Here is a 24,141-nt window from a genome sequence, read left to right on the forward strand (position 1 = left end):
CTGATGCTTACGCCAAGTTCAATGTTTGCCAATTTCGATGCAGCAATCCGCGTTCCATACTGGCAATCACAGGGGCAGTCCGTGGAGGATCGCTCCGACCCGCGTTTCGTCGTCTATGCTCTTAGCGGGCAGCTTGCGTCGGCCGGTTCGGCAATCGCAACGAAATGGCGGATTGCGCACGACGACGTGCGAGCCTGGCCCCGGGCGACCACCCCGGCAGCTTGCAGTCGCCGTCCGGCACGCCGCGCGGCGCGCGTCGATCGCTTCGTCGACGCCGTCGCGCAGAGCGGCACCGCGTGCCGCGCCACGTGTACGCCACGCCTGATCGTGCCAGTCGGGCGTCGCGCATGAAAGGAGTCGATTATGCCAACCGCCTCTGTCAATGAAGCCGCGCCCTGCACCGAGCCGCAGCGGCCGGTGTTCCTGCCGCACCCCGTCATGGCCGACGACGCGCCGAAGCTGCCGGCGACCCGCTGCTCGACCTGCGCGATACGCAACGTGTGCATGCCGGCCTGCCTCACGCCGAGCGAATTGGCCAGGCTCGACGCGATGGTGTGCACGACGCGCCACGTCAAGCGCGGCGACGCACTGTTTCGCACGCACGACACGTTCCAGAGCATCTATGCGGTGCGCACCGGCTCGTTCAAGACGGTCGTCATGCACCGCGACGGCCGCGAGCAGGTGACGGGCTTTCAGATCGTCGGCGAGACGCTCGGCCTCGACGGCGTGTGCAGCGGCCGCCACAACAGCGACGCGATCGCGCTCGAGGACAGCACCGTCTGCATCATCCCGTTCGCGCAGCTCGAGGCCGTGTGCCGCGAAGTGAAGCCGATGCAGCACCACGTGCATCAGTTGATGAGCGGCGAAATCGTCCGCGAATCGAGCCTGATGATGCTGCTCGGCACGATGACGGCCGAGCAGCGCGTCGCCGCGTTCCTGCTCAACATCTCCGAGCGTTTCCAGAAACGCGGCTATTCCGCGTCGGAGTTCAACCTGCGGATGACGCGCGAGGAAATCGGCTGCTATCTCGGGATGAAGCTCGAGACGGTCAGCCGGATGCTGTCGAAGTTCCAGCGCGACAAGCTGATCGCGCCGCGCGGCAAGCAGATCCGCATCACCGATCCGCAGGGGCTCGCGCGCGTGTGACGCATCGCGCGCGGCGGCGCGGCGCCGAGCGGACGCGCCGACGTTTCGGCATGCCGGCATGTCCGCATCTCGACGCGCAGCCGCGCCCGCACGCCGCAGGCGCGTCCGTTCCGGGCGGCTGACGCGGTGCGTTGCGCGCCGCCCTGCCTCAGCGCATCGTCAGCACCGCCGCCCCCGTCAGACGTCCGGCGCGCAGATCGTCGAGCGCCTGGTTCGCCTGCGCGAGCGGATACGGCGTCGCCTCCACGTCGAGCTGCACGTCGTTCGCAATCCGCATGAATTCCGCCGCGTCGTCGCGCGTCAGGTTCGCGACCGACACGATCCGCCGCTCGCCCCACAACAAGTCGTACGAAAATGACGGAATGTCCGACATGTGAATCCCGCCGCACACGACGATGCCGCCCTTTACGACCGCCGCGAGCGCGGCCGGCACGAGCGCGCCGACCGATGCGAAGATCAGCGCCGCGTCGAGCCGCTCGGGCGCGGCTTCGTCGCTGCCGCCCGCCCATGCGGCGCCGAGCCGGCGCGCGAGCTGCTGCGCGGCGGCGTCGCCCGGGCGCGTAAACGCGTAGACGGTGCGCCCCTGAAAGCGCGCGACCTGCGCGACGAGGTGCGCGGCCGCGCCGAAGCCGTACAGGCCGATGCGCCGCGCGGAGCCCGCCATCTTCAGCGTCCGGTAGCCGATGAGGCCCGCGCACAGCAGCGGCGCCGCATGGATATCGTCGTAGCGGCTCGGCACGTGCACGCAGAAGCGCGCGTCGGCGACCGTGCGCTGCGCGTAGCCGCCGTCGATCGTGTAGCCGGTGAAGCCCGGTGCATCGCACAGGTTCTCGCGGCCGCTCGCGCAATACGCGCAGTGGCCGCATGTGCGGCCGAGCCACGGCACGCCGACGCGCTCGCCGATCGCGAAGCCCTTCGCGCCCGCGCCGAGCGTGGCGACCGTGCCGACGATCTCGTGCCCCGGAATCACCGGCCGCTTCGGATCGCGCAGATCGCCGTCGACGACGTGCAGATCGGTGCGGCACACGCCGCACGCATGCACGTCGATCAACAATTGTCCCGCCGCCGGCACAGGGTCCGGCAGCTCGGTTTCGCGCAGCCGCGGCGCGCCGCCGTCGAACACCATCGCGCGCATCAACGCGCTCCCGGACGACGCGCATGCGCGTCGTCCGCCGCGCGCGCGGGCGACGCGATCCGTTCGCGCACGCGCCTGATCGCGATCACGCGCAGATAGTCGTGAACGCGCGCGCCGTCCGCGAGGCGCGCGATTTCGTCATCGAGCATGTGCATCAGCTCTCCCTCCGTGATCGAACGACGCCGCGCGGCGGCGAGCAGCGAATCGAAAAGCATGTCCTGGCGCATGATGCGTGTTCCCTGTCCGTCATCGAATCCGACGGTTCCAGCGTAGGCCCATCGTCATCGATTGAACCCCCGCGGCGCGGGCGCGGCTTGACTTGCGTCAAGCGTCGCCGGGTCGCGCCTGCGCCCGCCCGCGACGATTTCACCCGAACTGCATTGACCTGCGTCAATCGCCGCTCCCCGCCGCTGCTTAGACTGGAATCGGATCTCCCGAGCGAGGCGCACGCCATGACGAACAGTCTGCAGAATATTGCGCTGGCGTGCACGCTGAGCGCGGTCTGCGTCGGCGCGGTGAGCGGCGCCGACGCGCAGGTGCGCGAGCCGACCGCGCTCGTCGACCAGCAGCATTGCATGTTCTGCCACGCGCCGAACATGCCGTTTCTCGCGCCGTCGTTTCATCAGATCGCGGAACGCTATCGCGACGTGCCGAACGCCGCCGCGATGCTCGAGCAGAAGCTGCGCCGCGGCGGGCGCGCGCACTGGGGCGATACGCCGATGCCGACCGCCCCCGAGCGCGACGGCCCGCTGTCGGAGGAAGACGCGCATACGTTGATTCAATGGGTCATGAGTCAGTAGCGCGGCATCGCCGCGCGTTCGACAAGGAGCGAACCGTGCGCATCACCGTTCATCTCGATACGTTCGCGTCCACCGATCCGGCCGCCTACGCGATCCTGTGGATCGACACGGCGAAGCGCAGGTGGTCGCGCGAAGGCCATGCGGGCGTCGAACTGCCTGCGTGGGGCAACATCGTCTGCCGCGACGGCGCGACGCGCATGACGGGCGCCGACGACGCGCATTCGCTGTGCGTGCTCGAAGGTCTCGACCTTGGCGCGAAGCAGGGCCCGTTCGAGGGCGAGACGGGCGCGGCGCGCTGGTATCCGCACCCGCACGCGCATCGCGCGCCAGTCGTCGGCGAATGGCATGTGCAGTGCGTCGACGAAGCCGGCGCGCCCGCCGAGCACGAACTGTTCACGGGGCGAGAGACGTCCTGAGCGGACGGCGCCGCCGCGCCGGTGCGCTGGCTCGTCGAGTCACGGAATCGCGATTCCGGCCGGCGATCGTTTCGGCAATTCGCCGGGCAGCGGGATCATCGGATCGCCGGCAACACGCGATCCGCCGTCGGATTCGCGCCGCCCGCTTCGCCGCGCGGCCGCTGCCGGGCGTCAGGTCGCCGGGCCATCACGCGAACGCCGCGGCAAGCTCGCGTTCCGCTGCGTCGAATGCCCGCTGGATCGCGTCGAGCGGATCGGCGCCCGTCATGTGCGGAATCGGCTTCAATTCGTAGTCGCGCGTGATCAGATCGAGACGGACGTCGTACGTCGTGTGCGCGGTGCCGGCGCCGAGCGCCTCGATCGCGAGGTGACAGCCCGCGAGGCGCGCACCGAATCGCTCCAGTCGGATCAATTGGATGCTCGCCTCGGCTTCGAGCTGCGCCGATCCGGCGAAGCCGAAATAAGCGATCTGCATTCCAATTCCCATTGCCCTTTCTCCCCTGGCGCTCATGCGGCAAAGCGGGATGACGTGCCGGAGCGATAAGCATTGCGTCCATCTTCGGGGCGCCTGACTAGCATCTTCCGGCTCCCCGACGGATGTCGCTTGATATGCGTCAAGCGTGAGTCCGATACCGGGCGCGCCGCTCTGCTGCAACGCAGGCGCGCGCCGACTTCGCGGCGGCGCGGGACAGCCGCGCATCGTCGCCCCGGCTTTGTCGGCCGACGTTGACCGCGATCAAGCGGCGCGCAACGATCCGGCTTAACGTGGTCATCGTCCCGACCTTCCGTATCCGGACAGCGCGATGAACCGACCGCCTCCGCCACGCGTCAAGCGCCGCCGCGCGCAAGCCGCCACGCCCGCCTCCGCGCCTGTCGCCAGAAAGCGCGCGACGCCGCGTCGCGCGCGCATCGCGCCGAAGAACCGCGCACCGCTGTCGGCCGCCGTCGAGCGGCTCGTATCGAGCCCGACGTACCGGCAGGCCGACGAGGATCTCGCGTTCCTGCAACGCCCCGAAATGTGCGGCGTGCGCTTGCAGCTCGATTACTGGAAGACCGAGGAAACGCTGCAGCGCTTCGGCATCTGCGATACGGTCGTCGTCTACGGCAGCACGCGGATCGTGTCGCCCGCCGTCGCGCGCGCGAGGCTCGCCGACGCGCAGCGCGGGCTCGCCGAGCGTCCGAACGATCCCGAGCGGCGCCATGCGGTCAGCGTCGCGGTGCGGCTGCTCGAGCGCAGCCATTACTACGGCGTCGCGCGCGATCTCGGCCGGCTCGTCGGCGAGACCGGCCCCTCGCCGCATCCGCGGCGCCTCACGATCATCACGGGCGGCGGCCCGGGCATCATGGAGGCGGCCAATCGCGGCGCGCACGAAGCGGGCGCGCCGAGCGTCGGGCTCAACATCGCGCTGCCGCGCGAGCAGCATCCGAATCCCTACGTGACGCCCGAGCTGTGCTTTCGCTTCCACTACTTCGCGATCCGCAAGCTGCACCTGCTAGAGCGCGCGAAGGCCGCCGTGTTCTTCCCCGGCGGCTACGGCACCTGCGACGAATTGTTCGAAGTGCTGACGCTGTTGCAAACCCGCAAGATCGCGTCGCTGCCCGTCGTGCTGGTGGGCTGCGCGTTCTGGCGCTCGGCGGTCGATTTCGGGTTTCTCGTCGACGAAGGGATGATCGATCCGCGCGACGTGGAACTGTTCCGGTTCTGCGAAACCGCCGACGAGATCTGGGCCGCGATCGGCGGCCAGCATCACCCCGAGTAGCCCCGCAGCGCCCTCGCGCGCATTCCGCGCTCGTCGTCGCGCTCTTTCCGGGTTCTCCCGTAAGGGGCTTTCCTACATTGGCGAACGCGCGCATCCGATCTGTAGGAAAACGCCGATAAGCCCGCCGCATTTCCTACGGCAAGCTCGGTGCGCGCTGCTTGGAACCGAGCTCGCGCCGCCCGATACTGTCATTGCAGACACGCATTGCGCGACGCATGCAACGAGGATCGCGCCACGGGAATCAGGAGGCCGCCATGTCATACCAGGACGTCTATACGGAATCGGGCTACCTCGCTTATGGCCGCGCCGAAGCGACGCCCGCCCCCGAAGCGGATCGCGCCGCGCAGCCGGCGGCACGCGCCGATCGGGCCGACGCGCTCCTCGCGCTCGCGCGCGAAGCCGGCATGCTCGTCACGCTCGACGGCCAGATCGGCCGCGAACGCTATCAGAGCGTCGCCGGCTCCGTCGCGTCGCTGATGCGTTTCGTGACCGCGCTCGAACATTCGCTACTCGACGCAGACCACTGACATGCTCGCCTGCGAAACCCCGGCCCGCTGCTCGCGGTGCCGCAGCACGCGCACGTCGCGCGCCGTCGCCGCCCGCGCGCGCAGCCGCCGCACCAATTCCGCGTCGCGCCGCTACGCATCCGGCTGCCGCTAGCCGAAGCGGGCGCGCGTGCGCTTCGCGCCGCCGTCCGCACGCACGTCTTCATTCGTTTTCGTCTCGCGAGCCACGCAACACCATCTCCTCTCGACGGCTCGCGAGCGTCTTTTCCAACCGTCACTCGACGACCAGATCGTCGACCACCGCCCGCACGCCGCGCGTCGACCAGGCGGCGCCGCGCGCGACCGCGCGTTCCGCATACGAGCCGACCTTGCCCGACAGCGTGACGGTGCCGTCCTTGACCGCCACGTCGATATGATTCGCCTCGCGCTCCGCATGGCGTTGCATCGCACGCCGGATGCCGCCCGCGATCTCGTCGGCGCTCACGTCGCCGAGGACTTCGATCTGGTTCGTCACGCCCGTCACGCCGCGCATCTGCGAAATCGCGCGAACCGCGACATGGCTCTGATACGACCAGTCAACCTTGCCCGACAACGTCACCCAGCCCGATTCGACCTGCACCTGCACGGCCGCGTCGTGCAGCCCGACGGTCCAGTGCAGCATCGACCGCACGGCGTCGGCGATCGCCTCGTCGGTGCGCACGTCGTCGCCGGGCAACCGCACCTGCACGTCGATGACGACCGCCCGCACGCCCGCGACCCGGTTCGCCGCCATCTCGGCCGCGAGCTTTTCCGCGTAGCTCGACGGATGGCCGGTCAGCGTGACGATGTGCCCGGCGACGTCGACGCTGAAATGCGCGACGTCGATCATCGGGTCGCCCGTCAGTTCGTCCTCGACTTCCTGCTTGATCTGCCTGTCCGTTTTCATCGCTCGCTCCCCCTGAAAACGCGGCGCGCATCCGCCGCTTCAGGACAGCTTTGCATACGCGCGCCACGGATTTCCTGATGCACGTCAAGTACGGACCGGCGCTTCGCGAGCCGCATGTGCGGAGGATCGAAGATCGATCGTCGACGGGCGCGCACGCGCGGCGTTCCCGCGGCATTCGTCAGTCGGATACGTCGAGCAGTTCGACGCCCACAGCGCGGACATGCGCGAGATGCGCCGCGCCTCGGACGAATTCGCGATGTCGGGCATCCGCGGCAGGAATTCGATGCCGAAGAACGCGCATACGCGCTGCAGCGTGTGCGCCTGATCCGACAGGAAGTCTTCGTAGCGGATCGTCAGCACGCGCTGCGGATGGCGCGCGATCAGGGCTTCGGCGTAGTGCACGCTGTCGAGCGACTTGTCCATCACGACGCGCGCGCCCTCGCGCGCGCCAGCGCGCAGCGGCAGCGCCCACGCGATGCGGTGGACGCTGCGCGGCGCGTGCCGGACCGCATCGAAGATCTCGACCGGATCGAACGCGACGCCGGGACATTTGACCATGCTCGCGGCCTGCAGGCCGACGACGTACAGCGGATACGGCGAATAGAACTGCGAATTGAGATTCAGCCGCAGCGGAATCATCGGCACGGGGCAGTGGCGGACGGCGTCGGTCGCGCCGCCGGTTGAGGGATGCGTCATGCGATGTTCCGTCAGGAATCCTGCCGTGTGTCGGGCGGCGAATCGCGCGAGCGCGACGAGCAGGTGCGGGTCGCAGCGCCGATTGAAGTGCCGATCGCACACGAAGCACTGCAGTGCGCCGGAATCATGTGGCCGAATCGATCCGGCGGCAAACAAGCCGATCGGAAATGCGTCGAGGTCATCGAGCGACGAGAAATGCTCAGGATTCCATTTCGATTTATTCTCGCCATTTCTTGTTGCGCGCGTCGAATAAAAATCGACTTGCGGCAAACGTTCGGCTCCGGCAATGGCGCTGTCGATATCCGGAATGCGCTCCGCCCGCGAAGCAAGCGAAGCGGACCCGCGCGAACGGCGCATCGCCGCCCTGGCAATCCGCATCGACGACATGCAACACGCAAACGGGCGCGGATTTGACGTACATCAAGAATCCTGCGTGCAGCCACCGGTCACATCGCCGGCATCCGCCTATAGTGGCGCCCTGCATTGGTGCGACTGCGTTGACCTGGCTCAACGCACGCAGGCATGCGCGGCGCATGCTGGTACGCAAATGCTTCGCATGCTGCTCTCGAGGCTCGAAAGTCCGTTCGTCCAGCGCCGCTTGGCAGCATCTGCCGATGCGCCGACAGCGCCATTCGGCGCGCTGCGAAGAACGCTCGCGTCCGGCCTCCGATCGCAGCCTGCATGCCGCCGGCGCGACGCCGGCCCCGACAACCCAGCGACGAACATCACCATGCCATCTCGTTCCCGGTTCACCTGGCGCACGGCCGTTTTCGGCCCCGGCTTGCGGCCCGTCTCGCGGATCGTCGCTGCCGATGCGTCGAGCAGCGCGCCCGCCGACGCGCCGCCGGCCGACGTCGCCGTGCTCGTCTATCACCGCTTCTCGAACGACTCCGGCGCCGATCCGATGACGGTGGGCACCGCGACGTTCGGAGCGCAGCTCGCGTACCTGCGCCGGCTCGGCTACCGGATCGTTCCGTTGCGCGACATCGTCGGCTGGATGCGCGGCGAACCCGTCGTGCTGCCGCCGAAGGCGGTCGCGCTGACGGTCGACGAGGGGCATGCGTCGATCTTCGATTGGGTGCGCACGATCGCGCTGCGCGAGCGAGTGCCGATCACGCTGTTCGTCTATCCGTCCGCGGTCGACGAATCGCCCGGCTCGCTCACGTGGCATCAACTGCGTGTGCTGCACAAGACCGGCTGGTTCGACGTGCAGTCGCATGCGTGGTGGCATCCCGATCTGAACGCCGCGCACCGGTCGTCCGCGGCGTTTCGCGATGCGACGCGCGCGCAGTTCGAACAGGCCCGCGCGCGCATCGAGCGCGAGATCGGCAACACAGTCGATCTGCTCGCCTGGCCGTTCGGCGCGTTCGACGGCGAACTCGGCGCGGCCGCGCGCGAGGCAGGCTACGTCGCGGGCTTCACGCTCGAGCCGAGCAAGATCCGGCGCGACACGCCGATGCTCACGCTGCCGCGTTTCCTGATGGTCGAGGAATGCAAGCCGGCCGTGCTGCGGCGGCTGCTCGCGAAAACCGGCGCGGCGCTGACCCGCTGACCCGCGCAGCGCGCGGGAACGTCACCGTTGCCGCGAATCGCCCCACCCGCCGCCGAGCGCCGCATACAGCGCGACCGTGTCCTGCAGCCGCTGCGCGCTCGCCTGCACCCACGCGAGCCGCGCCTGCCGGTATTGCTGATCGGCCACCAGCACCTGAAGATAGCCGGCCGCGCCCGTCTCGAATTCGATCGTCACGAGCCGCAACGCTTCGCGCGCCGCGTCCGTCGCGCGCGACTGCGCGTCGAGCGCCGCCGCGTCGTGATCGAGCGCGCGCAACGTGTCGGCAACCTGCGCGAACGCGCTCAGCACAGTTTGCCGATACGCGGCGCTCGATTCGTCGAACGCGTCGATCGCGGCCTTGCGCTGATACCAGAGCGCGCCGCCATGAAAGAGCGGCGCGGTGATCGACGCGCCCACGCTCCACGTCTTGCCCGCCGCGCCGAACAGCGCGGACGCGCGCGTGGCGTCGAAGCCGCCCGATGCGGACAGCGTGACGCCCGGAAACAGCGCCGCGGTCGCGACGCCGATGTTCGCGCTCGCCGCATGCAGCGCCGCCTCGGCCTGCAGGATGTCGGGCCGGCGGCGCACGAGCTCGGACGGCACCGTCTGCGGCAGCTCCGCCGGCAATGCGATTTCGGCGAGCGACAGCTCAGGCGGCGCGCGCTCGGCCGGATAGCGGCCCGCGAGCGTGGCGAGCAGGTCGTCGGCCTCGCCGGTCTTCTGCTCGAGCGCGGGCAGCGACGCGTCGAGCGACGCGCGCGCCGCCTCGAGCGAAAGCACGGCCGAGTATGCGCTCGCGCCCGCGTTCACCTGCGCGCGCGTGAGGCGGATCTGCTCGTCCGTCAGCGCGATCAGCTCGCGCGTGACCGCAATCTCGTCCGCATACGCGGCGCGCGCGATCATCGTGTTGACGACGTTCGCGGCGAGCGTCAGGCGCGCGGCCGCAAGCGCATGGCGCTGCGCGTCGGCCTGCGCGGCGAGCCCTTCGACGTTGCGCCGCTCGCCGCCCCAGATGTCGAGCGCATAGCTGACCGTCGTCGACAACGTGAACAGATTGAAGATCGACGCGGGCAGATTCGCGCCCGTGCGCAACGGCACGTAGCGCTGCCGCGACGCGCCCGCCTGCGCGTCAGCTTGCGGATAGAACACGCCCGCGCCCGCGATCAGCTCGTGCTCGCTGCGCGCGAGCGTCGCCTGCGCGCGCGCGAGCGTCGGGCTGCCGGCGAACGCGTCGTCGACGGCCGCGTCGATCTTGCGCGAGCCGAACAGCCGCCACCACGCATCGGGAAACGGCGCGTCGGGCGCGAGCGTCTGCGTCGCGCCGCTCGCCGCGAAGCGCGTGCGCGCGGCGTCGTCCGGCACGTAGCCCGCGACGGACGGCCGCGCGGGCCGGACGAAGTCGGGCCCCACCGCGCAGCCGGCGACGAGCGCCGCGCAGCCGAGCGCGAGCGCAGCGCCGCGCAGCCGGCCCCGGTGCGCGCGACTAGTCGGACGCAATGTACACATCGACGATCTGCCCGGGAAACAACCGCAGGTCCTTGCGCGGCACGACGCGGAAGATCACGGGCAGGACGCGCACGTCGACGCGCTCGGTCCGCTGGTCGGACAACTGGATCTTCGGCGTCACGTACGGCTGCACGCGCACGAACGCGAGATCCGCCTCGGTCGTCGTGCCGCGCACCGACATGTGCGCGTGCGGCACCTTGCCCGCCGGCAGCCGGCTGATCAGGATTTCGTCGACGTAGCAGCGCACCTGCAGGCGGCTCGCGGGCGAGCCGAGCACGATCGCGGGCGTCGTGCCCTGTGTGTACGTGTCGTACATGCCCTGCGGCGACAGATACGAGCCGAGCGCCGCATTCATCGCGAGCACGACGCCGTCCGCCGGCGCGCGCAGCGTGTAGCGCGCGAGCAGCGCGGCCGACGCGTCCGCCGCCTTGCGCAGCGCGGCGGTCTGCTTCTCCTGGTTGCGAACGTCGTAGGCCCACGCGCCCGCGCGCGTGAGCCGGTACTGGCGCGTGACGACAGCGAGGTTCGCACGCGCGACCTTCACGCCGTTCGATGCGTTGTCGAGCGCGTCGCGGCTCACGGCCTTCGGATCGATCGCGAACGCGCGCTGCTGCTTGTCGTACTGATCCTGCGCGGTCTTCAGGCTCGCGGCGGCCGCCTCCACCTGCGCGGCGGCGACGTCGAGCGTCTCGCGGCGCGGCTGCGCCTTCAGCTCGTCGAGCATCGCCTGCGCGGCGTCCGCCTGCGCGGCGAGTTGCGCGGCGGTCGCCTTCTGCACGGAATCGTCGAGCGCGAGGAGCGCGTCGCCCGCCTTCACCGCATCGCCCTCGTGCACGAAGATCCGCGTGACGGGGCCCGTGACGTCCGGATACAGGTTCACGTTCGCGCCGGAGGTCTGATCGCTCTCGACGATGCCCGTCGCGTAGACGCCGCGCGGATACGGGTTCGACGCGGGCTTGAACACGGGCGGCTGCGGCGGCTCCTGGATGCTGTAGACCCACGCGGCGGCGACGCTCGCGAGAAACCCGACGATCGCGGCGACGAAGACGATACGCCGCTTCACAGGCCGCTCCCGTTCTCGATCGCGGTGAGCTTGCCGTCCTCCATTCGCAGGATGCGGTCCGCGTAGTCGAAGATGCGGCTGTCGTGCGTGACGATGACGATGCAGCGCTTGTCGCTGAGCACCTTGTGCTTGACGAAATCGATGATCGTGCGGCCCGTGTCGCCGTCGAGCGACGCCGTCGGCTCGTCGAGAATCAGGATGTCCGGCTGGCTCACGATCGCGCGCGCGATCGCGACGCGCTGCTGCTCGCCGCCCGACAGCTTCACGGGCGGCAGCGACGCGCGGTTCCTCAGGCCGACGACGTCGAGATATTCGTGTGCGTCGGCGAGCGCGCGATTCCAGTCGCGGCGCTTGAGGATCAGCGGAATCGCGACGTTCTCGGCCGTCGTCAGGCGCGGAAACAGATGGTAGTCCTGAAACACGAAGCCGATCCGGTTGAGCCGGAATTCGGCGATCGCGTCGTTGTCCTGCGCCCACAGATCGACGCCGTCGACGATCACGCTGCCCGCGTCCGGCCGCAGGATGCCGGACATCACGCTGAGCAGCGTCGTCTTGCCGCTGCCCGACGGCCCGACGATCAGCAGCATCTCGCCGAAACGCGCCTGCACCGACACGTCGGCGAGCGCGCGCGTGCGCGCGTCGCCCTCACCGAACCACTTGGTGAGCCCGCGCGCGTCGATCGCCAGCCCCGTCATCGTCATCCCCTGAAAATGTCGAACGGCTCGATCCGCAGCACGCGGCGTACGCCGAGATAGCTCGACAGCCCCGCGATCACGACGACCATGCCGAACGCGAGCGCGAGATTGCCGTACGTGATGAGCGCCGCGTAGCTCGGCAGGCGCAGCCGCGCGAAGCTGATGAGCGCGGTGCAGAGGCCGACGCCGAGGCCATAGCCCGTGAGCGCGGTGAACGTCGCCTGGAACAGGATCATCGCGACGAGCTCGCGGTTCTTCGCGCCGATCGCCTTCAGCGCGCCGAATTTTTCGAGGTTCTCGATGATGAACGTATAGAACGTCTGGCCCGAGATCGACAGCCCGACGATGAAGCTGATCGCCGTCATCAGCAGGATGTTCGTGCCGACGCCCGTCTCGTACTTGTAGAAGTCCGAGATGCGCTTCATGAATTCTTCTTTCGTGTACGCGCGATAGCCGAGCGCGGCGACTTCCCGCTTGATGCGCGCGACGTCGCGGTCCGACTTCGGCTCGACGAGGATGTACGACGTCGTGTAGCGCGTCGACGGGATGTAGCGCGTCGCGCGCGCGTAGGTCGTGTAGAGCGTCGGCGTGCCGAACAGGCCGCTGCTCGCGACCTTCGCGATGCCCACGATCACGCCGCGGTTGTCGTTCAGCTCGAACGTCGTGCCGAGCTTCGGGTTCTTCAGCTTCGGGAACTCGGCGTCGTCGATCGCGATGAAGCCGTTTTCCGCGTAGATGTCCTCGATGCGGCCCGCCTTCATCGTCGGCCGGCCGAGCAGGCTCGCGTCGTCGAGGCCGATCACCGTGACGGCCTGATAGGTGCCGTCGGCAAGCTTCACGAGCGCGCCGCCCGAATAGATCGGCACCGCGTACTTGACGCCGTCGACGCTGCGCACCGCATCGAGCACGTAGGCCGGCATGCCGATGCTGCTCGCGATCGTCTGCACGCCGGGGTCCATCACCCACACCTTCGCGCCGACGTTGATGACGGTCGACGACGATTTGTTCAGGATCCCTGCGAACAGCGACGTCATCTCGACCATCAGGAACACGGCGAACGTGATCCCGACGATCAGTGCGGTGAACTTCGCGCTGTCGTTGACGAGCAGCTTGAACGCGAGCCTCAGGATCCCGTTCACGATGCGTCGCGCGTGCCCCCCCGGCGACGGTCGGCGAATGCGACGCGCTGCCGCGCGAACGCGGGGGCGAAGATCGGCCGGCAATACAGGTCGACGAAACCGAGCATGCCCGCCGCGATCGCGAACAGCACGAAATACGGAGCCGAGCCGTCGGCGACGAGCAGCCCGCGCACCGCGCCGATCAGGCCGGCTTGCGAAGCGAACACGGCGACGGTCGAGGCGATTGCCTTGCGGTCAGAATGCATCATGTCGTTCTCCTTGTATCCGGGGCGCGCACGGCGCGCTCATACCTGCACTTGATGCTCGGCTTCCTCGCCGCGCACGAGCAGCACCGGGCAGTGCGACGCGCGCAGGAAACGCTCGGCGACGCTGCCGAGCACGACGCGCCGCACGCCGCGGCGGCCGTGCGTGCCCAGCACGACGAGATCGGCGCCGTGCTGCTTCGCGCAGCGCTCGAGCGCCTGCGCGACTTCCTCGCCGATGCCGGCCGTCTCGAACAGCTCGGCATCGCCCGGCACCTGCGCGGTTTCCATCTCTTTTTCCGCTTCGACGAGCGCCTTGCGGCCGTCGTCGCGGAAACCTTCGAGAAGCGCGTTCGGATCGAAATGGCCCGCGTAGCTGAACACCACCGACTTGTCGACGACGTACACCGCATGGACGCGCCCGCCCGTCGCCTTCGCGATCTTGATCGCCTCGGCCAGGGCGCGCTTCGAGATGTCGCTGCCGTCGAGCGCCACCATGATCTGCTGATACATACCAACCTCCTGATTCAAGTCGATGTCGTTTCGGCGGCCGGCGATCCGGCGGCCGGCGATCCGGCGCATTCGCGCGCGTCGGAAAGCCGCTTCGCGCACCGGAATCCCTTGCCGTTGCAACGAACCGTTCGGGCTGCCGAAAACATGGGTTCATGATCCGGCGTTCTGCGTATGAAAAGTTGACTTCCGTCAACGTTCCGCCGTGCGGCGCGCGGATTCCCGCATTTCACCGGGTCAGCAGCTCCTCGATGAAGCGCGCGTAGTCGCGGCGCGACGCGGCAACCTCGCGCCGGGACGGGGGCGCGGCGCGCAGCGCCCGCCGCAGACAGGCTTGCGTGAGGGGCGCGACGAGCAGCAGCGGCGTGCGCGCGGCGATGCCGTCGCGCAACTCGCCCGCATCGACGCCCTGCCGCACGAGCCGGCCGACCGCCGTCGCGAACGCATGCTCGATGTGCTTGCGCCAACGCTCGACCGCGTGCGGCGCGCGCCGGCTTTCGGCGATCAGCAGACGCAGCATCGCGATCACCGGCTCGCTCGTCGACCACGTGTAGAGATCGCCGGCGAGCAGATCGACGATTGCCGCGAGCGATTCGAATGCGGGCACGGGCGCGGCGGACGCACGAGCGGCGCGCGCCGCGTTCGATGCGCCCGGCAGCGGCGGCATCAGCGCGCGCTCGAGCAGCGCCTCGAAGATCTCGTCCTTGCTGCCGAAGTGCGTGTAGACGCCGCCCTTCGACATCCCCGCGCGTGCGGCGATGTCATCGATCCGCGCGCCCGCGAAGCCGCTCGCCGAGAACTCGGCGAGCGCCGCGTCGAGGATCTGGTTGATGCGGATATCGGCGGGCAGGCGGCAGCGCGGCGGCCGGGCCGGCGCCTCGTGTCGCGCCGCAGCCGCCCGCTCGTTGCCGTTCCGGTTTCGCATGGTTTGCCGCCGCTTCGCCGCCCGACAGGCGGCCGTTCGTTGTGCCGTTCGTTTCGCGATGCGCGACGCCCGCGAACCGGACGCACCTGCACCGTGCATGCCGACATCTTAAAAACTGACCAGTCGGTATCTCACTGACTCAGATCAAGACAGGACACGGTAATCGTCGGATATAAAGGGGGCACGAGAGCGCCGCGCGACGGTGAGCATTTTCGGGAGCGCGCGGCTTCCACGAAGCACCGTCGGCTTCATCGACCACCGAGGATATGACCATGCGCAACGATGCGCGTCACGACGAACGGCATCAGCGGCGGCCCGGCATCGCGCGCCGCGCGCCGCGGCACGCCGCCGCGCTCGCGCTGTGCGCGGCCGTGTCGGGTTGCCTCTCGCTCGCGCCCGACTACGCGCGCAAGCCGCCGCCCGTGCCCGCTTCCTACCCGGCCTATCCGGGCGACCCGGCAGGCGCCGATGCGCGCGCGCTCGGCCAGCTCGACTGGCGCGCGTATTTCGTCGACCCGCGCTTGCAGGCGCTGATCGAAACCGCGCTCGCGAACAACCGCGATCTGCGGATCGCCGTGCAGCGCGTCGAGGAGGCGCGCGCGACGTACGGCATCCGCCGCGCGGACCAGTTCCCGACGATCGCCGCGAACGCCGCGTACCTGCGCTTTCGCGAGCCGGGCGGCCTGCTGCTGCCGAGCCCGATCATCGGCGAGCTGTATTCGGCGTCGCTCAGCGAAGTGCAATGGGAGATCGACTTCTGGGGCCGCGTGCGCAGCCTGAAGGCGGCCGCGCTCGACACGTTCCTCGCGAGCGACGCGTCGCGCCGCGCGGTGACGGTGAGCCTGATCGGCCAGGTCGCCGACGCGTATCTGGCGCTGTGCGCATACGGCGAGCGCCTTGCGCTCACGAACGAGACGATCGCGAGCCGCCGCGACTCGCTGCGGATCTTCCGCCGGCGCTACGAGGAAGGCGCGATTTCGAAGCTCGATCTGACGCAATCGGAAATCCTGCTGCAGCAGGCGCAAACGCTCGGCTCGCAGCTCCAGCAGGCGCGCGACGTGCAGCAGCACGCGCTCGACCTGCTCGTCGGCACGAGCGCGGCCGCGCCTACGCCCGCTTCGCTCGACGACGCGAGCATCGCGCCCGATCTCGCGCCCGGCCTGCCGTCCGAGCTGCTCGCGAACCGGCCCGACATCGTCGCGGCCGAGTATCAGTTGCGCGCCGCGCACGCGAACATCGGCGCCGCGCGCGCCGCGTTCTTCCCGCGCATCGCGCTGACAGGCTCGATCGGCACCGGCAGCACCGAGCTGCACAACCTGTTCGCGTCCGGCACGACCGCTTGGAACTTCATTCCGAACCTGTCGGTGCCGATCTTCGATGCGGGCCGCAACATCGGCAACCTGAAGCTTGCGAACGCGCGCCGCGATGAAGCGCTCGCGCAATACGAGAAGACGGTCCAGGCGGCGTTTCGCGACGTCGCCGACGCGCTAGCCGCGCGCCACTGGCTCGCCGATCAGGTGCGCATCGCGCAGGAGACGCTCGCGACGCAATCCGAGCGCGCGCGGCTCGCGAAGCTGCGCTACGACAGCGGCGCCGCGCGCTTTCTCGAAGTGCTCGACGCGCAGCGCGACCTGCTGAATGCGCAGCAGCAGCTCGTGCAGACACGCCGCGCGCTGCTGGCGAGCCGCGTCGCGCTGTACGCGGCGCTCGGCGGCCGTCTCGACGAGCCCGCGCGCGACGGCGCCGCGCCGCGCCCCTCCTCCGAACCCCCAGCGAAACAAGGTCCGTTGTCATGATCCAAGTCACCAGGAAGCAGATCGCCGCCGCAGCAGCCGTCGTCGTGGTCGCGCTCGGCGGTTACTACGGCTGGACGCTGCTGCGCCACCAGGGCCCGGGCGACGGCTTCGCGAGCGGCAACGGCCGCATCGAGGCCACCGAGATCGACGTCGCGACGAAGCTGCCCGGCCGCATCGACGCGATCCTCGTCGACGAAGGCGATTTCGTGAAGGCCGGCCAGCCGCTCGCGAACATGCAGATCCAGGTGCTGCGCGCGCAGTACGACGAAGCGAACGCGCAGCGGCAGCGCGCGCTGAACACCGCGGCCGGCGTTCAATCGCAGGTCGCGCAGCGAAAGAGCGACAAGGCGGCCGCGCAGGCGATGGTCGTGCTGCGCGACAGCGAACTCGACGCCGCCCAGCGCCGGCTCGCGCGTTCGGAAACGCTGTCGCGCGAAGGCGCATCATCGATGCAGGAGCTCGACGACGATCGCGCGCGCGCGCGCAGCGCGCAGGCGGCCGTATCCGCGGCGGCCGCGCAGGTCGCCGCCGCGCAGGCCGCGATCGAGGCGACCGAGGCGCAACTCGTCGCCGCGCACTCGGCTGTGACGGCGGCCGACGCGACGGTCGCGCGCGTGCAGGCCGACATCGACGACAGCCAGCTCGCGTCGCCGCGCGACGGCCGCGTCCAGTACCGCGTCGCGCAACCGGGCGAGGTGCTGCCGGCGGGCGGCAAGGTGCTCAATCTCGTCGATCTTTCGGATGTCTACATGACGTTCTTCCTGCCGGAGACGGTCGTCGGCAAGGTCGCGCTCGGCGCCGACGCGCGCATCATCCTCGACGCCGCGCCGAACTACGTGATTCCCGCGACCGTGTCGTTCGTGTCGAGCACCGCGCAGTTCACGCCGAAGACCGTCGAGACCGCGAACGAGCGGCAGAAGCTCATGTTCCGCGTGAAGGCGCGGATCGATCGCGAGCTGCTGCAAAAGCACCTGAAGCTCGTGAAGACGGGGCTGCCCGGCGTCGCGTGGGTGCGCGTCGATCAGGGCAAGCCGTGGCCCGCGCAACTGATGGTCAAGGTCCCGCAGTGAACGCGTCGAGCGTCGTTCGCTTCTCGGACGTGAGCCTGCGCTACGGCAAGACCGTCGCGCTCGACCGGATCACGCTCGACGTCCCGGCCGGCCTCACGACTGGGCTGATCGGCCCGGACGGCGTCGGCAAGTCGAGCCTGCTCGCGCTCGCGTCCGGCGCGCGCGCGCTGCAGACGGGCGGCGTCGACGCGCTCGGCGGCGACATGCGTTCGCGCCGCCATCGCGAGCGCGTGTGCCGGCGCATCGCGTACATGCCGCAGGGGCTCGGCAAGAACCTGTATCCGACGCTCTCCGTCGAGGAGAACCTGCAGTTCTTCGCGCGCCTGTTCGGCCACGACGCCGGCGAGCGCCGCCGCCGGATCGACGCGCTCACGCAGAGCACCGGCCTCTTTCCGTTCCTGTCGCGGCCGGCGGGCAAGCTCTCGGGCGGGATGAAGCAGAAGCTCGGCTTATGCTGCGCGCTGATCCATGATCCCGACCTGCTGATCCTCGACGAGCCGACGACCGGCGTCGATCCGCTCGCGCGCGCGCAGTTCTGGGATCTGATCGCGCGCATTCGCTCGGAGCGGCCGGCGATGAGCGTGATCGTCGCGACCGCGTACATGGACGAGGCGCAACGCTTCGACTGGCTGATCGCGATGGACGCGGGCCGCGTGCTCGCGACGGGCGCGCCCGCCGAGCTGCTCGCGCGCACCGGCTGCGATTCGCTCGAAGCGGCGTTCATCGCACTGCTGCCCGAAAACGAGCGGCGCGGCCACAAGCCGGTGAAGATCGAGCCGCTGCGCGCCGACGCGCGGGCGGGCACCGCGATCGAGGCGCGCGGCCTGACGATGCGCTTCGGCGATTTCACCGCGGTCGATCACGTGAGCTTCCGGATACGGCGCGGCGAGATCTTCGGCTTTCTCGGCTCGAACGGCTGCGGGAAGTCGACGACGATGAAGATGCTCACGGGCCTGCTGCCCGCGACCGAAGGCACCGCGCAACTGTTCGGCAAGGAAGTCGATCCGAAGGACATCAACACGCGCCGGCGCGTCGGCTACATGTCGCAGGCATTCTCGCTGTACAGCGAGCTGACGGTGCGGCAGAACCTCGTGCTGCACGCGCGCCTGTTCGGCGTGCCGGCCGCCGAGATCGACGCGCGCGTCGACGAGATGGCGCGCCGCTTCGGCCTCGCCGACATCTACGGCATGCTGCCGGACAGCCTGCCGCTCGGGATGCGGCAGCGGCTGTCACTCGCGGTCGCGATGGTGCACAAGCCGGAGCTGCTGATCCTCGACGAGCCGACGTCGGGCGTCGATCCCGTCGCGCGCGACAGCTTCTGGCAACTGATGATCGACCTCGCGCGCCGCGATCTGGTGACGATCTTCATCTCGACCCACTTCATGAACGAGGCGCAGCGCTGCGACCGGATCTCGCTGATGCACGCGGGCCGCGTGCTCGCGAGCGATTCGCCGGCGGAGCTCGTGCGCGCGCGCGGCGCGGCGACGCTCGAGGACGCGTTCATCGGGTATCTCGTCGATGCGTCGGCGCAGGATGCGGACGGCGGCGCGGGCGCGGGTGCCGGCGCGGCCGATCGCGCGGCGGGCGGCGCCCCCGCCGGCCGCAACGCGACAGTCGATGCCGATGTCGATGCCGATGCCGATGACGCCGCACGCGCGCATCCCGCGGCCGATGTCGCGGCTCGTGCAGGCGACGCACCTGCGGCGCGGGCCGAAGCCGGCAGCGAAGCCGGCGGTGAATCCGTCACCGAAGCCGCCACCGCTTCGCATCCCGAACCGAACGCGCCGGCCGCCCACGCGCCGCTCGCTGCCGTGCCGCGATCGAGCTCCGCCCCGGCCGAGCCGCCCCATCGCGCATTCAGCGCGCAGCGCACGCTCAGCTACATGTGGCGCGAGATGCTCGAACTGCGCCGCGATCCGGTTCGCGCGACGCTCGCGCTGATCGGCTCGCTCGTGCTGATGTGCGTGATCGGCATCGGCATCAGCCTCGACGTCGAGGACCTGACCTACGCGGTGCTCGACCGCGACCAGACCGAACTGAGCCACGACTACGCGCTGAACCTGTCCGGCTCGCGCTATTTCGTCGAGCGGCCGCCGATCGCCGACTACGCGGAGCTCGACCGCCGGATGCGCGACGGCGAGCTGTCGCTCGCGATCGAGATTCCGCCGAACTTCGCGCGCGACGTCGAGCGCGGCGCGCCCGCGCAGGTCGCGATGTGGATCGACGGCGCGATGCCGCAGCGCGCGGAGACGATCCGCGGCTACGCGATCGGCATGCATACGATGTGGCTCGCCGACAAGGCGCAGCACCGCCTCGGCGTGACGCTCGCGCCGCGCGCGGAGGTCGTCACGCGCTACCGCTACAACCCGGACGTGAAAAGCCTGCCGGCGATGATCCCCGCCGTGATGCCGCTGCTGCTGCTGATGCTGCCCGCGATGCTGACGGCGCTCGCCGTCGTCCGCGAGCGCGAGCTCGGCTCGATCCTGAACCTGTACGTGACGCCTGTCACGCGCACCGAATTCCTGATCGGCAAGCAGGTGCCGTACGTCGTGCTCGCGATGCTGAACTTCCTGTTGATGACGATGCTCGCGCGGATCGCGTTCGACGTGCCCGTCAAGGGCAGCTTCATGACGCTGCTGCTCGCCGTGCTGATCTTCAACGTCGTCGCGACCGGCATCGGCCTGCTCGCGTCGACGTTCACGCGCAGCCAGGTCGCCGCGATCGTGATGACGATCATCGGCACGATGATCCCCACCGTGCAGTTCGCGGGGCTGCTCACGCCGCTGTCGTCGCTCGAAGGCACCGGCCGCTTCATCGGCCTCGTCTATCCGGCCACCTACATGCTGTCGATCAGCCGCGGCGTGTTCAACAAGGCGCTGTCGCTGCAGGATCTCCACTCGCAGTTCTGGCCGCTCGCCGCCTCGGTGCCGGTGATCCTCGGCGCGACCATCCTGCTCTTGAAAAAACAGGAACGCTGATCATGCGGCGCCTCGCGATCGTCTACCGTCTCGGCGTGAAGGAATTGTGGAGCCTCGTGCGCGACCCGATCCTGCTCGTGCTGATCGCCTACACGTTCACCGCGTCGATCTACTCGGCCGCGACCGCGCGGCCCGACACGCTGCACATGGCGCCGATCGCGATCGTCGACGAGGACGCGTCGCCGCTGTCCGCGCGGATCGCATCGGCGTTCTTCCCGCCGCAGTTCGCGCTGCCGAAGATGGTGACGCTCGCGCAAGCGGACCGCGGAATGGATGCGGGCGACTTCACGTTCGCGCTCGACATCCCGCCGAACTTCCAGCGCGACGTGCTCGCGGGCCGGCCCGCGCAGATCCAGTTGAACGTCGACGCGACGCGAATGAGCCAGGCGTTCACGGGCAACGGCTACGTGCAGCAGATCGTGAGCGGCGAAATCGACGATTTCGCGCGCCGCTACCGAACGAACGCGGCGCCGCCCGTCGACATCGCGATGCACATGCGCTTCAACCCGAATCTCGATCAGACGTGGTTCGGCTCGCTGATGGAAGTGATCAACAACGTGACGCTGCTGTCGATGGTGCTCACGGGCGCGGCGCTGATACGCGAGCGCGAGCACGGAACGATCGAGCACCTGCTCGTGATGCCGGTGACGCCGGGCGAGATCATGATGGCGAAGGTGTGGTCGATGGGGCTCGTCGTCGCGTGCGCGGCAGCGTTCTCGCTCGCGTTCGTCGTGCGCGGCGCGCTGCACGTGCCGATCGAGGGGTCGGTCGCGCTCTTCGTTGCGGGGATGGCGATTCACCTGTTCGCGACGACGTCGATGGGCATCTTTCTCGCGACGCTCGTGCGCAGCATGCCGCAGTTCGGGATGCTGCTCGTGCTGGTGCTGCTGCCGCTGCAACTGCTGTCGGGCAGCCTGACGCCGCGCGAGAGCATGCCGTTCGCGGTGCAGAACATCATGCTCGCCGCGCCGACGACGCACTTCGTCGAGATCGGGCAGGCGATTCTTTATCGCGGCGCGGGCATCGAGACGGTCTGGCGGCAATTCCTGATCCTGGCGGTGATCGGGACGGTGCTGTTCCTGCTGTCGTTGAAGCGGTTTCGGAAGACGATCGGGCAGATGGCCTGAAATAGGTCATTGCGACATACCGGGAGAACGCAGCGAAGATCCCGGGCCGCACCCGCACGCTGTCGGCGTCTTGCGCGTGACCATCAGCGCCCGAACAGGAAGTCACCGGAATCGAGGCGATGCCGCGCGGCTTGGCGTCCTCGACTCGACGCCTCGCGCAGAGCCGGCGTCGCCGGACGGAACGGCCGCGCTTCAGCGGGCGGCTGAACGTTGAGGCGGGACGTGTCTCCCGGCGCAATACGAAGGTGTCAGGTACGAATATCTGTTTCGCTGCGCGCATGGGAACGGACTCCGCGCCGTCATCGTATTCAATGCGGGGAGCGGGTTGCGTCGCCTGAAACCCCACGTTCCGGCAGCCCGGCGCGCCCGGCAATCGCGCAATGTAATCCTTGTCGAAGACCGCATCTCGCCTAGACTTCGTCATATAGGCCTCGAACAACGCGCCTATCCCGCACGCGGCCTGCCGGACGAGACACCATCGAAGTCATGGGACCCGGCAACCTACGCCCGGGCGTCCCCTGACAGAGGTCATCATGAGACGGATCTATTTCCTGCTGCCCGACGCGGACACGGCGCGGATGATCGTCGACGAGCTGCTCGTCAAGCGCATCGAATGGCGGCGCATCCACGTCGTCGCGAACGATCAGATTCCGCTGGATAATCTGCCCGAAGCGTCGATCGCGCAAAGCAGCGATCTGCTGCCCGCGCTCGCCCGCGGCACCGCGGCGGGCGGCGTCACCGGCGCGCTCGCCGGATTGGCCGCGATCGCGTTTCCGCCCGCCGGCCTCACGATCGCGGGCGGCGCGGTGGTCGCGTTCGCGATCGCCGGCGCGGGCTTCGGCGCGTGGGTCGGCACGATGATCGGCGTCAGCGTGCCGAATACCCGGCTGAAACACTTCGAGGACGCAGTCGACAAAGGCGAATTGCTGATGATGATCGACGTGCACCGCGACCGGGTGGAAGAAATCGAGGCGCTCGTCAAGCTGCATCATCCGGACGCGCATCTGGAAGGGACCGATCCGACCATTCCCGCGTTTCCTTGATGCCGTTCTTGCGTCAGCCGTTGCCGAATCTCGGGCGAGCGCGGGTGATCCGCACCCGCCCGCGCCCTTCGCCTCACTCCCCGGTCAACACGATCCGCCCGTCGACCTTCCCCTCGCGCAGCGCCGTGAACACGCGATTGATGTTGTCGAGCCTGTCGCGATGGATATGCGCGCGCACGAGCCCTTCGGCCGCGAAGTCGAGCGACTCCTGAAGATCGCGCCGCGTGCCGACGATCGAGCCGCGCACCGTGATCCCGTTGAGCACCGTCGAGAAAATCGGCAGCGGGAAATCCCCTGGCGGCAGCCCGTTCAGCGACACGGTCCCGCCGCGCCGCACCATGCCGAGCGCCTGCGCGAACGCACTGCGCGACACGGCCGTCACGAGCACGCCGTGCACGCCGCCGAGCTCCTTCTGGATCACGGCCGCGGGATCGTCCTGCGACGCGTCGACGACGAACGCCGCGCCCAGCTTGCGCGCGAGCGCGAGCTTCTCCGGCGCGACGTCGACCGCGACGACATGCAGCCCCATCGCCTTCGCGTACTGGACCGCGACGTGCCCGAGCCCGCCGATCCCCGAGATCGCGATCCACTGGCCGGGGCGCGTGTCGGTCATGCGAATGCCCTTGTAGACGGTCACGCCCGCGCACAGGATCGGCGCGATCTCGTCGAACGCCACGTTGCCCGGCAAATGGCCGACGTAGTTCGGATCGGCGAGCACGTATTCCGCGTAGCTGCCGTTCACCGAATAGCCGGTGTTCTGCTGCTCATGGCACAGCGTTTCCCAGCCGGTCTGGCAATACTCGCAATGGCCGCACGCGGTGTAGAGCCACGGCACGCCGACGCGGTCGCCCTCCTTCACGTGCTTGACGCCATCGCCCACCGCCGCGACGAAGCCGACGCCCTCGTGCCCCGGAATGAACGGCAGCGCCGGCTTGACGGGCCAGTCGCCGTCGGCCGCGTGCAGATCGGTATGGCACACGCCCGACGCCTTGATGTTCACGAGAATCTGGCCCGGGCCAGGCGTCGGCACGGGGACTTCCTCGATGCGCAGCGGTTCGCCGAATGCGTGCACCACCGCGGCCTTCATGTGTTGCGCCATCAGTCGCTCCTG

At 69.1% G+C, this 24,141-nt stretch carries 24 protein-coding genes and 1 pseudogene; 12 read left to right on the forward strand and 13 right to left on the reverse strand.

All coding sequences use genetic code 11. The features are described from left to right. Nucleotides 1-363 precede the first annotated feature (363 nt). Nucleotides 364-1,146: a helix-turn-helix domain-containing protein gene (locus WT16_RS22155; RefSeq protein ID WP_015603434.1), complete on the forward strand. Its 783-nt coding sequence runs from the start codon at nucleotides 364-366 to the stop codon at nucleotides 1,144-1,146. Between the two features lie 148 nt (nucleotides 1,147-1,294). Here the strand turns inward: WT16_RS22155 and WT16_RS22160 are convergent, their stop codons facing one another. Together WT16_RS22160 and WT16_RS22165 are read right to left on the reverse strand one after the other, a co-directional pair. Continuing rightward, nucleotides 1,295-2,281 (reverse strand): zinc-dependent alcohol dehydrogenase family protein, encoded by a 987-nt coding sequence (locus WT16_RS22160; RefSeq protein ID WP_063534220.1) that lies wholly within the window; start codon nucleotides 2,279-2,281, stop codon nucleotides 1,295-1,297. Beyond that, complete coding sequence (locus WT16_RS22165) at nucleotides 2,281-2,508, reverse strand: DUF3562 domain-containing protein (protein ID WP_015603168.1); 228 nt, start codon at nucleotides 2,506-2,508, stop codon at nucleotides 2,281-2,283. Before WT16_RS22165 ends, WT16_RS22160 begins: the two co-directional genes overlap by 1 nt. A gap of 225 nt (nucleotides 2,509-2,733) precedes the next feature. On the opposite strand from WT16_RS22165, the gene WT16_RS22170 reads away from it, so the two are divergent. Both WT16_RS22170 and WT16_RS22175 read left to right on the forward strand, forming a co-directional pair. Beyond that, nucleotides 2,734-3,081: a c-type cytochrome gene (locus WT16_RS22170; RefSeq protein ID WP_063534221.1), complete on the forward strand. Its 348-nt coding sequence runs from the start codon at nucleotides 2,734-2,736 to the stop codon at nucleotides 3,079-3,081. Next, a complete protein-coding gene (locus WT16_RS22175; protein ID WP_063534222.1) occupies nucleotides 3,063-3,497 on the forward strand; it encodes a DUF3564 domain-containing protein in 435 nt (144 codons plus the stop codon). The genes WT16_RS22170 and WT16_RS22175 overlap by 19 nt, the downstream gene beginning before the upstream one ends. Before the next feature lie 187 nt (nucleotides 3,498-3,684). Here WT16_RS22175 and WT16_RS22180 read toward each other — a convergent pair whose 3' ends face one another. Next, complete coding sequence (locus WT16_RS22180; RefSeq protein WP_006028044.1) at nucleotides 3,685-3,972, reverse strand: hypothetical protein; 288 nt, start codon at nucleotides 3,970-3,972, stop codon at nucleotides 3,685-3,687. 328 nt (nucleotides 3,973-4,300) lie between these two features. On the opposite strand from WT16_RS22180, the gene WT16_RS22185 reads away from it, so the two are divergent. Both WT16_RS22185 and WT16_RS22190 read left to right on the forward strand, forming a co-directional pair. Then, complete coding sequence (locus WT16_RS22185) at nucleotides 4,301-5,257, forward strand: TIGR00730 family Rossman fold protein (protein ID WP_063534223.1); 957 nt, start codon at nucleotides 4,301-4,303, stop codon at nucleotides 5,255-5,257. Between the two features lie 254 nt (nucleotides 5,258-5,511). Beyond that, nucleotides 5,512-5,784: a hypothetical protein gene (locus tag WT16_RS22190; RefSeq protein ID WP_006028046.1), complete on the forward strand. Its 273-nt coding sequence runs from the start codon at nucleotides 5,512-5,514 to the stop codon at nucleotides 5,782-5,784. A 253-nt stretch (nucleotides 5,785-6,037) separates the two neighbouring features. Here the strand turns inward: WT16_RS22190 and WT16_RS22195 are convergent, their stop codons facing one another. Beyond that, entirely contained in the window at nucleotides 6,038-6,688 is a 651-nt protein-coding gene (locus tag WT16_RS22195; protein WP_006028047.1) for a BON domain-containing protein, read from the reverse strand. A gap of 195 nt (nucleotides 6,689-6,883) precedes the next feature. After that, nucleotides 6,884-7,327 (reverse strand): annotated as a pseudogene (locus WT16_RS22200) (sulfotransferase); the annotation flags it as partial. Nucleotides 7,328-7,387: 60 nt separating this feature from the next. Here WT16_RS22200 and WT16_RS33895 point away from each other — a divergent pair. Together WT16_RS33895 and WT16_RS22205 are read left to right on the forward strand one after the other, a co-directional pair. Next, entirely contained in the window at nucleotides 7,388-7,798 is a 411-nt protein-coding gene (locus tag WT16_RS33895; protein ID WP_156521480.1) for a hypothetical protein, read from the forward strand. 316 nt (nucleotides 7,799-8,114) lie between these two features. After that, the gene (locus WT16_RS22205) at nucleotides 8,115-8,936 is read left to right on the forward strand and encodes a polysaccharide deacetylase family protein (protein WP_063534936.1); all 822 of its coding nucleotides are present in this window, start codon (nucleotides 8,115-8,117) and stop codon (nucleotides 8,934-8,936) included. 21 nt (nucleotides 8,937-8,957) lie between these two features. Here the strand turns inward: WT16_RS22205 and WT16_RS22210 are convergent, their stop codons facing one another. The 7 genes from WT16_RS22210 to WT16_RS22240 all read right to left on the reverse strand — a co-directional run bounded on the left by WT16_RS22210 (nucleotide 8,958) and on the right by WT16_RS22240 (nucleotide 15,016). After that, nucleotides 8,958-10,442, reverse strand: coding sequence for an efflux transporter outer membrane subunit (locus WT16_RS22210; protein ID WP_063534224.1), 1,485 nt, complete (start codon nucleotides 10,440-10,442; stop codon nucleotides 8,958-8,960). Beyond that, the gene (locus WT16_RS22215; RefSeq protein ID WP_015603696.1) at nucleotides 10,420-11,505 is read right to left on the reverse strand and encodes a biotin/lipoyl-binding protein; all 1,086 of its coding nucleotides are present in this window, start codon (nucleotides 11,503-11,505) and stop codon (nucleotides 10,420-10,422) included. The genes WT16_RS22210 and WT16_RS22215 overlap by 23 nt, the downstream gene beginning before the upstream one ends. Continuing rightward, the gene (locus tag WT16_RS22220) at nucleotides 11,502-12,206 is read right to left on the reverse strand and encodes an ABC transporter ATP-binding protein (protein WP_006028052.1); all 705 of its coding nucleotides are present in this window, start codon (nucleotides 12,204-12,206) and stop codon (nucleotides 11,502-11,504) included. Before WT16_RS22220 ends, WT16_RS22215 begins: the two co-directional genes overlap by 4 nt. After that, nucleotides 12,203-13,339: an ABC transporter permease gene (locus WT16_RS22225; protein ID WP_015603443.1), complete on the reverse strand. Its 1,137-nt coding sequence runs from the start codon at nucleotides 13,337-13,339 to the stop codon at nucleotides 12,203-12,205. Before WT16_RS22225 ends, WT16_RS22220 begins: the two co-directional genes overlap by 4 nt. After that, nucleotides 13,336-13,587, reverse strand: coding sequence for a DUF2964 family protein (locus tag WT16_RS22230; RefSeq protein ID WP_009915824.1), 252 nt, complete (start codon nucleotides 13,585-13,587; stop codon nucleotides 13,336-13,338). Before WT16_RS22230 ends, WT16_RS22225 begins: the two co-directional genes overlap by 4 nt. A 36-nt stretch (nucleotides 13,588-13,623) precedes the next feature. Then, nucleotides 13,624-14,094, reverse strand: a complete 471-nt coding sequence (locus WT16_RS22235; RefSeq protein WP_009915825.1) for a universal stress protein — start codon at nucleotides 14,092-14,094, stop codon at nucleotides 13,624-13,626. A gap of 226 nt (nucleotides 14,095-14,320) precedes the next feature. Beyond that, nucleotides 14,321-15,016 (reverse strand): TetR/AcrR family transcriptional regulator, encoded by a 696-nt coding sequence (locus tag WT16_RS22240; RefSeq protein ID WP_015603377.1) that lies wholly within the window; start codon nucleotides 15,014-15,016, stop codon nucleotides 14,321-14,323. Between the two features lie 266 nt (nucleotides 15,017-15,282). On the opposite strand from WT16_RS22240, the gene WT16_RS22245 reads away from it, so the two are divergent. The 5 genes from WT16_RS22245 to WT16_RS22265 all read left to right on the forward strand — a co-directional run bounded on the left by WT16_RS22245 (nucleotide 15,283) and on the right by WT16_RS22265 (nucleotide 23,030). After that, complete coding sequence (locus WT16_RS22245) at nucleotides 15,283-16,812, forward strand: efflux transporter outer membrane subunit (RefSeq protein ID WP_063534225.1); 1,530 nt, start codon at nucleotides 15,283-15,285, stop codon at nucleotides 16,810-16,812. Continuing rightward, nucleotides 16,809-17,882, forward strand: coding sequence for an HlyD family efflux transporter periplasmic adaptor subunit (locus tag WT16_RS22250; RefSeq protein WP_006028058.1), 1,074 nt, complete (start codon nucleotides 16,809-16,811; stop codon nucleotides 17,880-17,882). The genes WT16_RS22245 and WT16_RS22250 overlap by 4 nt, the downstream gene beginning before the upstream one ends. Continuing rightward, nucleotides 17,879-20,860, forward strand: coding sequence for a ribosome-associated ATPase/putative transporter RbbA (gene rbbA / locus WT16_RS22255; RefSeq protein WP_063534226.1), 2,982 nt, complete (start codon nucleotides 17,879-17,881; stop codon nucleotides 20,858-20,860). The genes WT16_RS22250 and rbbA overlap by 4 nt, the downstream gene beginning before the upstream one ends. Nucleotides 20,861-20,862: 2 nt before the next feature. Further along, nucleotides 20,863-21,987 carry an ABC transporter permease gene (locus WT16_RS22260; RefSeq protein WP_059930730.1) on the forward strand — a complete coding sequence of 375 codons (1,125 nt, stop codon included), beginning with the start codon at nucleotides 20,863-20,865 and terminating at the stop codon, nucleotides 21,985-21,987. A 533-nt stretch (nucleotides 21,988-22,520) separates the two neighbouring features. Then, nucleotides 22,521-23,030, forward strand: a complete 510-nt coding sequence (locus WT16_RS22265; RefSeq protein WP_015602514.1) for a hypothetical protein — start codon at nucleotides 22,521-22,523, stop codon at nucleotides 23,028-23,030. Between the two features lie 73 nt (nucleotides 23,031-23,103). Here WT16_RS22265 and adhP read toward each other — a convergent pair whose 3' ends face one another. After that, complete coding sequence (gene adhP / locus WT16_RS22270; protein ID WP_063534227.1) at nucleotides 23,104-24,129, reverse strand: alcohol dehydrogenase AdhP; 1,026 nt, start codon at nucleotides 24,127-24,129, stop codon at nucleotides 23,104-23,106. Nucleotides 24,130-24,141 lie beyond the last annotated feature (12 nt).

Source organism: Burkholderia sp. MSMB1589WGS (assembly GCF_001636105.1).
In the GTDB taxonomy this organism is placed as follows: Bacteria; Pseudomonadota; Gammaproteobacteria; order Burkholderiales; family Burkholderiaceae; genus Burkholderia; species Burkholderia humptydooensis.